Annotated in this window: 13 protein-coding genes; 8 read left to right on the top strand and 5 right to left on the bottom strand. The window is 54.6% G+C overall.

All coding sequences use genetic code 11. The features are described 5' to 3' along the window. Positions 1–11: 11 nt before the first annotated feature. Positions 12–1,232 (bottom strand): alpha/beta hydrolase, encoded by a 1,221-nt coding sequence (locus tag ACXAIA_RS05515; RefSeq protein ID WP_475348457.1) that lies wholly within the window; start codon positions 1,230–1,232, stop codon positions 12–14. 169 nt (positions 1,233–1,401) lie between these two features. Continuing rightward, positions 1,402–2,100, bottom strand: coding sequence for a glutathione binding-like protein (locus ACXAIA_RS05510; protein ID WP_475348456.1), 699 nt, complete (start codon positions 2,098–2,100; stop codon positions 1,402–1,404). Positions 2,101–2,252: 152 nt separating this feature from the next. On the opposite strand from ACXAIA_RS05510, the gene ACXAIA_RS05505 reads away from it, so the two are divergent. Next, the gene (locus ACXAIA_RS05505) at positions 2,253–2,945 is read left to right on the top strand and encodes a glutathione S-transferase family protein (RefSeq protein ID WP_475348455.1); all 693 of its coding nucleotides are present in this window, start codon (positions 2,253–2,255) and stop codon (positions 2,943–2,945) included. Between the two features lie 165 nt (positions 2,946–3,110). Then, positions 3,111–3,437, top strand: coding sequence for a hypothetical protein (locus ACXAIA_RS05500; protein WP_475348454.1), 327 nt, complete (start codon positions 3,111–3,113; stop codon positions 3,435–3,437). 96 nt (positions 3,438–3,533) lie between these two features. Here the strand turns inward: ACXAIA_RS05500 and ACXAIA_RS05495 are convergent, their stop codons facing one another. Continuing rightward, positions 3,534–4,874: an MFS transporter gene (locus ACXAIA_RS05495; RefSeq protein ID WP_475348453.1), complete on the bottom strand. Its 1,341-nt coding sequence runs from the start codon at positions 4,872–4,874 to the stop codon at positions 3,534–3,536. A 450-nt stretch (positions 4,875–5,324) separates the two neighbouring features. Between ACXAIA_RS05495 and cyoA the strand changes: the two genes are divergently transcribed. The 5 genes from cyoA (at position 5,325) to ACXAIA_RS05470 (ending at position 10,438) form a co-directional block, all read left to right on the top strand. Beyond that, the gene (cyoA, locus tag ACXAIA_RS05490) at positions 5,325–6,455 is read left to right on the top strand and encodes a ubiquinol oxidase subunit II (RefSeq protein ID WP_475348452.1); all 1,131 of its coding nucleotides are present in this window, start codon (positions 5,325–5,327) and stop codon (positions 6,453–6,455) included. Positions 6,456–6,545: 90 nt separating this feature from the next. Further along, complete coding sequence (gene cyoB, locus ACXAIA_RS05485; protein WP_475346627.1) at positions 6,546–8,555, top strand: cytochrome o ubiquinol oxidase subunit I; 2,010 nt, start codon at positions 6,546–6,548, stop codon at positions 8,553–8,555. A 10-nt stretch (positions 8,556–8,565) separates the two neighbouring features. Next, positions 8,566–9,186 carry a cytochrome o ubiquinol oxidase subunit III gene (cyoC, locus tag ACXAIA_RS05480; protein ID WP_475348451.1) on the top strand — a complete coding sequence of 207 codons (621 nt, stop codon included), beginning with the start codon at positions 8,566–8,568 and terminating at the stop codon, positions 9,184–9,186. Next, the gene (locus ACXAIA_RS05475) at positions 9,183–9,563 is read left to right on the top strand and encodes a cytochrome o ubiquinol oxidase subunit IV (RefSeq protein ID WP_475348450.1); all 381 of its coding nucleotides are present in this window, start codon (positions 9,183–9,185) and stop codon (positions 9,561–9,563) included. The genes cyoC and ACXAIA_RS05475 overlap by 4 nt, the downstream gene beginning before the upstream one ends. Positions 9,564–9,658: 95 nt before the next feature. Further along, a complete protein-coding gene (locus ACXAIA_RS05470) occupies positions 9,659–10,438 on the top strand; it encodes an SURF1 family protein (RefSeq protein WP_475348449.1) in 780 nt (259 codons plus the stop codon). Between the two features lie 7 nt (positions 10,439–10,445). Here ACXAIA_RS05470 and ACXAIA_RS05465 read toward each other — a convergent pair whose 3' ends face one another. Next, positions 10,446–11,699 carry a DUF2235 domain-containing protein gene (locus ACXAIA_RS05465; protein WP_475348448.1) on the bottom strand — a complete coding sequence of 418 codons (1,254 nt, stop codon included), beginning with the start codon at positions 11,697–11,699 and terminating at the stop codon, positions 10,446–10,448. Between the two features lie 269 nt (positions 11,700–11,968). On the opposite strand from ACXAIA_RS05465, the gene ACXAIA_RS05460 reads away from it, so the two are divergent. After that, positions 11,969–12,607 carry a glutathione S-transferase family protein gene (locus ACXAIA_RS05460; protein WP_475348447.1) on the top strand — a complete coding sequence of 213 codons (639 nt, stop codon included), beginning with the start codon at positions 11,969–11,971 and terminating at the stop codon, positions 12,605–12,607. Positions 12,608–12,698: 91 nt separating this feature from the next. On the opposite strand, the gene ACXAIA_RS05455 is transcribed toward ACXAIA_RS05460, so the two are convergent. Continuing rightward, positions 12,699–13,256, bottom strand: a complete 558-nt coding sequence (locus ACXAIA_RS05455) for a peroxiredoxin-like family protein (protein WP_475348446.1) — start codon at positions 13,254–13,256, stop codon at positions 12,699–12,701. Between the last annotated feature and the right edge of the window lie 74 nt (positions 13,257–13,330).

The raw sequence follows: 13,330 nt of genomic DNA, 5'->3' as shown, positions 1-13,330 counted from the left end.
GATCCTTGGCGTTAGTTGGTGACGTCGTTAATGGTGTCGATCAATGCATCGAAATAGGGGTTCCAGGTCAGACGACCATGATATTTGCCGGGCTCGGTATAGCCCCAGGCACTGCGCCAGAGTTTGGCGCGATCATCTGGTCGTTCAATATCTTCCTGACCGTTCTCGATAAATACAAAGCTGCCATCCGTGCCGTAATAGGGATTGTTTGGCGAGAACAGCGCGCTCAGATGCGAGAAATTGCTGATCTGTTGGTCTGGAAGATTGCTGTTAAGGCTTTTGACCCGTGGATCATCACTTGGCGCATCGGTGTCATCATACCAGACAAAGCGCGATGCCGGGTGGGTGAAATCGGTTTCAAAGCGGCGCAATATGGCAAGCGGATCAAGGACGCTGTCATCAGCACTCATCGAAACAAGCGTCGGGCGGTCAAACGGGCCTTCATCAAGCGCATCTTCGACATCGTTCACACTGCGGTAATAGAGCACGGACGCCTTGGTCGACAGGGATTGATAGTTGATGGCGTTGTCTTCCGGGTCGGCGTCAACCCAATCCCAAAGATACTGAATGACCGGTGTCAGAAACAACAGATCGGTGCCCGGTTCAATGCCCGGCGAGAACAACAAAAGGCCCGAGATTCCAGGATTTCGCGCGGCATAACTGGTCACGAGGTTCGCACCGGTCGAGAAACCACCAAGCCAGACTTCATCGACTTCGCGTTCAAGCAGTTTGACCTGATGGGCGACCGCCGCGGTCCAGTCGGCATAATCCGGGATGCTGAGGTCAGCCGGGCGGGTGCCATGGCCGGGCAGCAGCATTGATCTCGCAAGCCAACCGTTTTGGGCCATCTCAGCTGCGATGTCATGGAAATACCATGGGCTTGCGCCCAGGCCATGGACAAACAGCACGCCGCGTTTGGGGGATTTGCCGTCTGGTGTTGTCCGGCCCAGTTCAAATGGAATATTGCGCGCCAGTTCGGTGTCGCGGTCATCGGTGATGAAAACGCGATGCTCGGCCACCCAGTCACGGGTTTGCGCGACATATTCGGCAAAGCTGTCTTGTGTGTAGGGCGGGATATCGGGCGATTGCTGATAAAGCTCGTTCTCGGGCGGGAAGGCGCAGGATGCGAGGATTACGGTCGGGATCAGAACGGTCAGGGTCTTGCGCGCCGTGCTGGCGATAGCGCGGCGCCAATCTTTCATTTTGGTCGAAGCGGTGTGGTCGTGACGCATCTGATCCCCGTTGCGTGGTTGGTCGTCAGGCAGTGGCGACAGAAATGCGCGCAACTGTTTGAAAATATACGCCGAACTGTACGCCGACAGATCACTGTTGCCTGCTTTCAGGGGGATGGGCAAACTCCACCGCCCTGCATCATATCAACGCAGGGCGGTGGGGCTTGTTTCAGGCCTTGGTGCTTTTGGCGGTTTGGCCAAACAGGACTTTCTTGTCCTCTTCGCTCATCTGCCATTTGCTGAGCTCTTCACCGGCCTTGTAGGCCGCAATCGTCGCCGGGCGGGCCTTGATGGTTTCAAACCAGCGTTTCAGGTTCGGGAAGTCATTAAGGTCCTGCTGTTGTTTTTCGTGGCTGACGATCCACGGATAGCAGGCCATATCGGCAATGGTGTACTCGTCCCCGGCAATGAAGTCGCGTCCTTCGAGACGCTTGTTGAGGACGCCATAAAGACGGTTGGTCTCATTGACATAACGGGTGATGGCGTAGGGGAGCTTTTCCGGGGCGTAGGTGCCGAAATGGTGGTTCTGACCGGCCATCGGGCCAAGGCCGCCCATCTGCCAGAACAGCCATTCCATCACGGTTTTGCGCGCGCGCACACCGGTTGGCAGGAACTTGCCGGTTTTCTCGGCCAGATATTGCAAGATGGCGCCAGACTCAAACACCGTGATGGCATCCCCGCCGTCGGCCGGATCATGATCAATGATCGCCGGCATGCGGTTGTTGGGTGAAAAGGCAAGAAATTCCGGTTTGAACTGATCCCCGGCACCGATATTGACCGGCACGATTTTATAATCCAGTCCGGCTTCTTCAAGGAACAGCGTGATTTTATGGCCGTTGGGGGTCGGCCAGTAATACAGATCAATCATGGACTTATCGCTCCTGGATATCTTTCTTGTGGCGTCTTCAATGATCGAAGCTTGCCAATCGGGACGTTATGGGTCAATTTAAAACGATCGTTCCAAAATGCAAGAGCGGGTCACGCCATTGTGTAACGGTGAAGACCTGCAAGGAGATGTTTATGATCCGGTTTTACTACCACCCGACGCCGAACCCGCAGAAAATCTCGATGATGCTCGAGGCATCCGGACTGCCTTACGAGGTCCTGCCGGTCGATACCCGCAAAGGTCAGCAGCATGACCCGGCCTTTCGGGCGATCAACCCGAATGGCAAGGTGCCAGCCATCGTCGATACCGATGGTCCGGGCGGCAAGGAAGTGCGGGTGTTTGATTCAAACGCGATCCTGCTTTATCTCGCCGAAAAGTCGGGCAAGTTCCTGGGCAAGCCGGAAGACCGCGGTGAGTTCCTGTCCTGGCTGATGTTCATCGCCACCGGCCTTGGCCCGTTTTCCGGCCAGGCGGTGCATTTCCAGCATGTAGCACCCGAAGGCAGCGACTATGGTGTGAACCGCTATCGCAACGAGATCGCCCGCCATTATCAGGTGCTCGAAGATCACCTTGAAGGCCGCGAGTTCATTGTTGGCGACGAGATGACGATTGTCGATATCTCTGCTTGGGGCTGGGTCGACAAGGCACCGTTCGTGCACAAGAACCCGGATGTCTGGGACAAGTATCCCAATATCAAACGCTGGTTTGACGCGATCAACAGCCTGCCCGCCGCCATCAGCGCACGTGAGGTCGGCAAGGATCACGCGTTCAAAACCGAAATGGATGAAGAAGCAAAACGCGCCATGTTCCCGTCGAACTACTCCTAAGACTGCTTCGCTCTTTGGCGAACAAAAGCACCCCGGCCAGATTGGTCGGGGTGTTTTAGGTTTGCGGTTTTGGTATTGCATCAATCAAGAGTTTCAGGTGGAATATCCGCTGGGGGAGACAACCATAATACGTAAAATTTAAATGCTTAAAGCGAGGTTGTCGTTATGCAGGAACTCGAAATCACGGATGGTCGGCTTGTAAGGATCTGGTGGTTGCTCGTTTGGCGATCCTACGCAGGTACAATTGTTGGTAGTGCTGTCTTGAGTGGGGTGATTGGCTTTATCATCGGATTTGTCGGTGCCGCGATGGGTAAACCCGATATTGAAGTCGGTTACATCACAGGTCTTGTGGGCTTCCTGTGGTCGTTCTTCTGGATGTTTGTTGTCATCAAAATGATGCTGCGCAAACGCTATAATGGCTTCAGGTTGGCGATTGTCGCAGATGAACCGTCAACGTCTGCTGAAACGGAACCATCAGCTGCCAAACCTTAATCGGCATAAACCAAGATCGTTTCGACAGGTATCAAACGAAAACACCCCGACCAATCTGGCCGGGGTGTTTTGCTTGGGTATTATGGTGTTTGGCGATCAGTCGCTGGTTTTTGCGCCGAACTGCTTGTTGAATTGCAGGACCAGAAGGGTCACCACAGCGCCTGACAGCAGGTAGGCACCGACACCGGGCAGACCGAACTTGTCACACAAGTAAAGTGCGATCAGCGGTGCGAAACCGGCACCGAGCAACCATGCAAGGTCGGATGTCAGGGCCGAGCCGGTATAGCGGTATTCGCGCTTGAAGTTTGATGCCAGCGTTCCGGCCGCCTGACCAAAGCACAGGCCCAGAACTGCAAAGCCACCCAGAACAATCATGCCTTCATTGATGATGTTATAGGTGTAAAGCAGCGGTGTCAGAACCGCCCCCAGCAAGATGATCCCGGCGCTATAGCCCAACAGGCGGCGACGGCCGAGCTGATCGGCGATGAAGCCCGATGCGACAATCCCGAAGGCACACAGAACCGCACCAACACCCTGGGTCAGCAGGAACTGCCCCGGATTGCCGTTGGCATACAGGAACACCCAGCTCAGCGCAAAGACAGTGACCAGATGGAACAGGGCGTAGCTGACCATCGGGACCAGTGCGCCCAACATAACGGTACGCCCGTTATGTTTGAGCGTATCCATGACGCGGGCTGCTTCAAGCTCATTCTTTTCGAGCAGATGGCCAAATTCCGAGGTTGCCACCAGACGCAGGCGGGCAAACAACGCGACCACGTTAATGGCAAAGGCCACGAAGAACGCGTATCGCCAACCAAAGGCCAGGAAATCATCCGGATGCAAGGTCAGCAGAAGATAGGCAAACAGGGATGCGGCCAGCATGAAACCAAGCGGTGCGCCCAACTGCGGGATCATCGCATACCAACCCTTGCGGTTGTCCGGCGCATTAAGTGCGAGAAGCGATGCCAGCCCGTCCCATGCGCCACCCCATGCAAGACCCTGAAGGAAGCGGAAAGCACACAGAAGATATATCGCAAGTACCCCTGCCGAGGCAAAGCTTGGCAGAAAGGCCATGGCGGCGGTGGAGCCGCCCAGCAGGAACATGGCAATCGTGAGTTTCACACCCCGTCCATATCGGCGGTCCACCGTCATGAAGACGAGGGATCCGACAGGGCGGGCGACAAAGGCCAGAGAGAAGATGGCAAAGGAATACATGGTGCCGAAAAGGGCCGTTTCACCGGGAAACAGCAATTGCGGAAAGACCAGTACCGATGCGATGCAATAGACGAAGAAATCGAAAAACTCGGACGTCCGGCCGATAATCACGCCAAGCGCGATCTGGCCCGGATCATTGGTGGCGTCGGCGTTGTGATGCCGCGCATCGCGTTCCAAACCTGAAGAGGTGGCGGTCGCGTAGTTTTCTGTCGTTTGGTTCACGCCGTTCTCCCTAAATCACTGGTCGGACCATTTTGGTCCTAACTGCTTTTGATTGGATCACAAATTCGGATGAATGAACGATACGACTTTGGATCGAGTCTAAGTATAGACATGTGAATTGCAAACGTCAGTGTCAATTATCGTTCTGCACCGCACAACGTCCGGTTTACATTAGAATGATATTTGTCATTAAGACCCTGCTATGCGCCGCGGGTAGCTTGACATTGCTGCGATGCAGCTATAGCAATCTCGCCAACTTTCCGATCCGGCATTTTTTTGAAAAAAAATTGCTTTCTTTGTGCCCTTTCCGTGGATGTTTGGAATTGTAATTCCTATATGCGGGTGCGGCGGGGTACGCGCGTAGCGGTCTTTGTTGGATCGCTTATGCGACTCATTGGCATATGGTTGTCTTTGAGAACATCTTCCAGAGACTGAGGAAGTATGAAGCACATGCTTTCAAAACTTGTACGTGGCGCAGCCTTGGCCTCGATTTTGCCGCTTGTTGCCGGTTGCAACCTTGTTGTAATCGACCCGGCCGGTGATATCGCGTCCCAGCAGTCCGACCTGATTATCGTTTCGACCATTCTGATGTTGCTGATCATCGTTCCGGTGATGGCACTGACCGTGTTCTTTGCCTGGAAATACCGCCAGGGTAACAAGAATGCCGAATACGATCCCGAATGGCACCATTCCACCAAGCTTGAAGTCGTCATCTGGGCGGCACCGCTGGTGATTATTATTGCCCTTGGCGCGATTACCTGGGTCACCACCCATACGCTTGATCCGTATCGTCCGCTTGACCGTATCGATGCCGAGCGTCCGCTTGACGATGAGGCCGAGCACATGGTGATCGAAGTTGTTTCCCTCGATTGGAAATGGCTGTTCCTTTATCCGGAACAGGGCATTGCGACCGTTAACGAGCTCGCAGCTCCGATCGACACACCTATTGAATTCAAGATTACCTCTTCGGGGATCATGAACTCCTTCTTCATTCCGGCCCTTGCGGGTCAGATCTATTCGATGGCGGGTATGGAAACCAAACTCCATGCCGTGATCAACGAAGAGGGCGTGTTTGATGGCTTTTCGGGGAACTATAGCGGTGAGGGTTTCTCTCACATGCGCTTCAAGTTCCACGGCCTGAGCGAAGAGGGCTTTGACGCCTGGGTGAACGATGTGAAGTCTGATGAGAACTTCCTTGGCCGTTCGCAGTATCTCGAACTCGAAAAGCCGAGTGTGAAGGAACCGGTCCACTACTATAGCTCTGTGGATCCGGAACTCTATCAGGCCATTCTCAACATGTGCGTCGATCAGTCGAAGATGTGCATGAACGAGATGATGCATATCGACAAAAACGGCGGTGGCGGTCTTGCCGGTATCTATAACGTCATGTCGCTGACTTATGACGTTCCGCAGATGCGTGGCAGCCAGCCGTTGCCTGATAGCAAGTCCTTCGTCGCAACGCTTTGCACCACCCCCGAAGGTGGCTTGTCAGGCGAAATCGCGAACCTTCCGTTGTTTGATAACGAACCGGTTTCGCGTGCGATGAGTATTGCACCCACAGGTGTTTCGGCAGGGTTTTAAATGCAGTGCCGGTTGGTGAATGCCAACCGGCCCTTCGCAGTTCTGGCATCGGTTGCGGTGCCATTCTGCATTTGAAAGAAGAGTAATCCGATGTTCTCCAATCCGGACCTTTTACATTTTATATTTGGCCGGCTGTCCCTCGACTCCTTCCCGTTTCTCCATGATCCGATCATTCTTGTGACGTTTCTTGGTGTGGTCGTGGGTGGCATCGCCGTTGTCGGTGGTCTGACCTACTTCCGTCTGTGGGGATACCTCTGGCGCGAGTGGATCACGTCGATCGATCACAAAAAGATCGGCATCATGTATATCATTCTGGCAATCATCATGCTTCTGCGTGGCTTTGCCGATGCTCTCATGATGCGTGCCCAGCAAGCCATCGCTTTCAATGGTGCCGAAGGTTTCCTTCCGCCGCACCACTATGATCAGATATTTACAGCCCACGGCGTAATCATGATCTTCTTCGTTGCGATGCCGCTGGTGACCGGTCTGATGAACTTCGTTGTGCCGCTGCAGATCGGCGCGCGCGACGTTGCCTTCCCGTTCCTGAACAATTTCAGCTTCTGGATGACCACCTGTGGTGCCGCGCTGATCATGGCGTCGCTGTTTGTCGGCGAATTCGCAATGACCGGTTGGCTGGCCTATCCGCCGCTGTCTGACATTGTCTACAGTCCGGGGGTCGGGGTTGATTACTATATCTGGGCCTTGCAGATTGCCGGTGTCGGGACGTTGCTTTCGGGGGTGAACCTGATTGTCACCATCGTCAAGATGCGCGCACCGGGCATGTCCATGATGAAAATGCCGGTCTTTACCTGGACCTCGCTTTGCACCAACATTCTGATTGTTGCAGCGTTCCCGGTTCTGACCGCCGTTCTGGTTCTGCTTGGTCTTGACCGCTATGCGGGCACCAACTTCTTCACCAACGATCTTGGCGGTAACGCCATGATGTACATTAACCTGATCTGGATCTGGGGCCACCCAGAGGTGTACATCCTGATCCTGCCGGCGTTTGGTGTGTTCTCCGAAGTTGTGTCGACCTTCTGCCGCAAGCGCCTGTTTGGTTACAGCTCGATGGTCTATGCGACGGTGGTGATCACCATCCTGTCCTATATCGTCTGGCTGCACCACTTCTTCACCATGGGGTCGGGGGCAAGTGTGAACGCCTTCTTTGGCATCACCACCATGATCATCTCGATCCCGACGGGGGCGAAGGTCTTCAACTGGTTGTTCACCATGTATAAGGGCCGCATCAAATACGATGTTCCCATGCTCTGGACCATCGGTTTCATGCTGACCTTCGTGATTGGTGGCATGTCGGGCGTGATGCTTGCTGTCCCGCCGGCCGACTTTGTCCTGCATAACAGCCTGTTCCTGATTGCTCACTTCCATAACGTGATTATCGGTGGTGTGGTCTTCGGGATGTTTGCCGGGATCGTCTATTGGTTCCCGAAAGCATTCGGCTTCAAGCTCGATGAGTTCTGGGGCAAGATGTCCTTCTGGCTGTGGACCATTGGTTTCTACTTCGCCTTCATGCCGCTTTATGTTCTCGGCCTGATGGGTGTCACCCGCCGTATGAGCCAGTTTGACGATCCGTCGCTGCAGATCTGGTTCATCATTGCGGCCTTTGGTGCGCTTCTGATTGCCGGTGGTATCGGTTCGTTCATCATGTCGATCGTTGTTGCGGTGATCAAACGCGACAAACTGCGTGATGAAACCGGTGACCCGTGGGGTGGTCGTACGCTGGAATGGTCGACCTCGTCGCCGCCGCCAGCCTACAACTTCGCCTTCACCCCGGTTGTTCATGAACTGGACGCCTGGGATGACATGAAGAAACGTGGTTTCGTCCGTCCGACGTCGGGCTTCCTGGATATCCACATGCCGAAAAATACCGGCGCTGGCTTTATCCTGGCTGCGATCTCGCTCGTTCTTGGCTTTGCTCTGGTCTGGCACATCTGGTGGCTTGTTGCAGCAAGCTTCATCGTGCTGATCGTTGGGGCGATTGCCCACACCTTCAACTATGACCGCGATTATCACATCCCGGCATCCGAAGTTGTGGCGACCGAAGAAGAACGTACCGCCCTTCTGGCAAAACAGCAGGCGTAAGGGAATGACAATGGCGAATACAACTGCCTCTCAGACCGAAGCGCCGGTCTTTTACCTGAAAGAAGAGCATCACCCGGAAACGGGTACGATGCTCGGCTTCTGGATCTATCTGATGAGCGATTGCCTCATCTTTGCGATCCTGTTTGCAACCTATGCCGTTCTTGGTCAAAACTATGCAGCGGGTCCGGCACCGGCTGACCTGTTCGACCTTGAACTGGTGGCGATCAACACGTCGATGCTGCTGTTCTCATCCATCACCTATGGCTTTGCCATGCTGGCGATGGAAAAGGGCAATGTTGCAGGAACCCAGCTTTGGCTGGCGATTACCGGCCTGTTCGGTATCGCCTTCGTGGGCTTGGAACTTTATGAGTTCCATCACCTCTGGCACCTTGGTGCGACGCCGATGCGCAGTGGTTTCCTGTCCGCGTTCTATACGTTGGTGGCAACCCACGGTCTGCACGTGACCTTTGGCATCATCTGGCTTGTGACCCTGATGGTTCAGGTCGCCCAGCGCGGCCTGGTCGTCGAGAACAAGCGTCGTCTGATGTGCCTGTCGATGTTCTGGCACTTCCTTGACGTGATCTGGATCGGTGTCTTCTCCGTTGTTTATCTGCTGGGAGTTCTGGGATGAGTGCACATTCACACGCACATGATGACCATCATGATGGCGGCGCCTCGCATGGTACCTATAAAAGCTATGTGATCGGTTTCGTCCTGTCGGTCATCCTGACCGCGATCCCGTTCTGGCTTGTCATGGATGGTGTTCTCGACAGCAAGGTGGCAACCGCGCTTTGGATTATGGGTCTTGGGGTTATTCAGATCATTGTTCACATGGTCTATTTCCTGCACATGAACACCAAATCTGAAGGTGGCTGGAACATGCTGGCGCTGATCTTTACCCTTGTGATCGTGGCGATTGCCATCGCCGGTTCGCTGTGGGTGATGTATCACCTGAATACCAACATGATGCCGCAGATGGATCACGACATGATCCCGAGCTTCGGCTAGGCACTGCTTGATATTTAAAGGGGGCGCGATACCTGTAGGGGGATCGCGCCCTTTTTGTTTAAACACCCGCATACCGCCATTTGAAAGAACCCGGCATGTCCGACGATCATGTTTCCATCTCCGAAACCGATGCTCCGAAAAAGGGCCCCTCGACGACAACAAAGATCGTTGTCGTGCTGCTGGCGGCCATCCTGTTTTCCGGGTTTTGTGCCCTTGGCTACTGGCAGGTGGAACGTCGGGCGTGGAAACTTGATCTCATTGATCGGGTGGATGCGCGCGTTCATGGTGACGCGGTGGCGGCCCCCACACGCGATGACTGGAAAAATGTCAGCCGGGCGCGCGATGAATACCGCAAGGTCCGTGTGACGGGCACCTATCGCAACGATCTTGAAAGTCAGGTCTATACCGCCACCGACTACGGGGCGGGTTACTGGGTGCTGACGCCCTTGATGCGCGGTGACGGCACGATCGTCATGATCAATCGTGGTTTCGTTCCGACCGAAAAGCGCGATCCGGATACGCGCCCCGAAGGCATGGTTGAAGGCGAGGTCACTGTAACCGGCCTGCTTCGCATCAACGAACCGGTTGGCACCTTCATGCGCGATAACGTGCCCAATGATGACCGCTGGTATTCGCGTGATGTGCATGCAATGGCGACTAAACGTGGCCTTGATGCCTCAAACGTCGCACCCTATTTCATTGATGGGGACGGCGCGGAAAATCCGGCCAAACTGCCCCTCGGCGGCCTGACCAAAATCCGTTTCCCCAACAACCATCTCAGTTATGCGCTGACCTGGTTTGGTATGGCTTTGCTGACATTGGTGGCGGCGTGGATTGTTTTGCGTCCGCGCAAGCCGTCAACCAGCGACGATTAATCGCGCGCTATGTGAGTGTTGATTGCTCGGGCCACGGGATGTCCTTGCGCATGGTGGCCCCGCTCCAATTGATGATGCTGGGCGTGTGTTTGCCGGCATAATGCGCCTTCAACGCCGCATTCAGATTGGACGGCCGATAAAGCACGCGCTCGAGTGATCCCTCCGTCGAGTTGTCATGCAGGACACCCGTGCTGATGTTCCAGCGTTCCAGGGCGCTGACATGGATGGCCTCATTGATCGTCTCTAGCCCCTCGGGAATAATGTTGCGGCAATCATAGTCCGGGCATTTCAGACGCAGTTTGTCGAAATAGCTTTCCTCTTTTGGGACGATCTGATTGATCAGCCGCTGATAGGGATAGAAGCGCGACAGGACGTATGGCGTTCCACGGCTTTCATACCCGCGCCCTTCGACGGACGGGGCCAGTTTGGTTTTAAGGCCCGCTTCATCAATCTTGAGCTTGGTGTGTTTCTTGACCCGCTTGATCATCCAGTCAAGCGTGATGTCCGATAACCCGCAATCATCATAAGACCCACCAACATTGCTATGCACGCCGGGGAACCAGACCTGCTCGACGATCTGGTCTTTTGGCAATTTGCTGCCCTTTTCCTTGACCCACAGGGTGGGCGAAAAGGCGCTGCGTTTTTCGTCAATCGCCATGGCATGCAGGGCAACCCGAACATTGGCGCCAAGCTGGACATCATGAAAGTGATATTTGGCCGGGATCAGGCGGCGGCCAAGGTCACCTGGAATACCGAGCGATCCGACCGTGTCCCAGATGCCGACACATTCAATCGGCACGTCCTGATGGGCTTCGATATCAAGGGTCGAAATCTTGGTGCGTTTGGCTTCTGCCGACAGGTCGGAGCTGGCAATTTTTGCAATATCATCCTGAAGCGGATGCCCGAGATAGGGGGGCTTTAAAATGCCGCACAGCCCGATCAGTCCTGCCAGACTGCGTGCGGTAAAGGCACCGCGTGAAAAGCCAAAGATAAAGATCTCGTCGCCGGGTTGGTAGTTGTTGCCCAAAAAGCGATAGCCATCCACGACGTTTTCCAACAACCCGTTGCCAAATGCACCGCCGCGTAGCTTATCGAACCAATTACCGGTACCGACCCCGCGATCATAAAACACGATCTGCGATACATCGCCTCCACTGCTGGGGACGGCGCGGAGAAGTTTGACGACATTGGTGGGTTGCGGCGTGTTGGCCGGTTCCTGCCAGGTGCCGTCGAAAAACACGATCAGTCTGCGCTTGGTCATGTGAAGTCCCCTGTGTGTGATGTGATGCCCCGCGATCTTTTTTGGTCACGTTGGTATTCACTATACAACCCAAGGGCGATTTTATTAAGGGCTATTGAATATATAGTGGTGCTGATGCATTTGGGCGAGGCGGAGCGGTTGGCTGACATCCTCCTGCCATATAGCTGTCAGGAACCCGCGTGTGGTGCGATTTACATTATTGGGAAACAAGGGGAAATTGCCTCTGCATATCGCACATAACAACACGCGCAAACGCAGGAGCACTTTGAATGTCATCATATCGGAAATTGACCTTTTATCACGCGATCCCGTCACGCAGCGGTACCGTCCATTGGATGCTGCACGAGTTGGGGATTCCGTTTGATGTCAAACTTCTCGACATTCGTGCTGGTGAAGGACAAACGCCAGAATTCCTTGCGCTTAATCCGCTTGGCAAGGTGCCGACCATCGTCCATGGCGACACGGTCGTGACCGAGGCGGCCGCCATTTGCTGCTATCTGGCGGATCTGTATCCCGAGGCCGGGTTGGCGCCAAAACTTGATGATCCGAAGCGCGGCGAATATCTGCGTTGGTTGTTCTTTTCGCCGTCCACCATCGAACCGGCCATGATTGACCGGGTGCGCCAGTACAGGTCCGAGGACAGCAGCCAGAATTCCTATCGCGATTGGGAAACTTTGGTGCCGATCCTGGTTGATTTTGTTGGCAAGGCGGACCCTTGGCTGATGGGGGAGAACTTCACCACGGTGGATGTGGTGTATGGTTCGACCATCCGGTTTGGTTGCATGTTTGGCATTCTGCCGAAATATCCGGAGTTCGAGGCCTATATCGCGCGGATTGATGCCCGCCCGGCCTATCAGCGCGCACAGGAATTGGATGCGCCGCATTTTGCCGCTGCCATGGCAGGCTAATCGGCGATTGTAATGCTATGAAGAATAAAAGGGCCGGTTCCTGCGCTTTGGAACCGGACCTTTGGCATTTTATCGGCTGTAAGAGGCGTGCTTAGGGATTGGTATGATCAATCACTTCGCCGCGTGCCGGATAGTTTTTGGCAATGACGAAATCAAGTGCGCCAAGGATCTGGTCAAAGGCCGGACGGGCAAATGGCATGGTCTGAAACGTGCCGAAATAAAGCGTGCCGTCCGGGCGCACCAGAAACAGGCCGGGCTCAGAGAAGATGGCCGGCTCTTCATAGCCGCTCGAGGTCACCCCGTTCGAGGTCGAGATATAAAGACCCCACTCACGGGCGTTCTCAAGGCTCAGGCCATAACCAAGATCCACATTCTCAAGGCCCCATTTCGCCTTGGCCTCGGTCGCGCGGTCTTCGCCATCGGACGATACCACCACAACATTGACGCCGCGTTTGGCGAAATCTTCAAGCTTGGTATCGAGATCCTTAAGGTATTTGCCGCAGATCGGGCAATGCAGGCCGCGATAGAAAACGACCATGGTGAAGTTTTCCGGTTTCTGGTCGGCAAGCGACCATGTGCCGCCACCAACAAGCGGGACGGACAGGGACGGCACCTTCTGGCGCGGCATAAGTGGGGTAATTGCAGACATTTCGTTCCTCATGACTTGGGCTGTGTTTTGTTGGATATGATTATGGAACGATCATTCCATAAATCAACAGCAAA

The organism is Thalassospira sp. ABL2_045 (assembly GCF_056161285.1).
The sequence above is the reverse complement of the archived record's forward strand: the minus strand, read 5'-3'. Positions and strand labels throughout refer to the sequence as shown.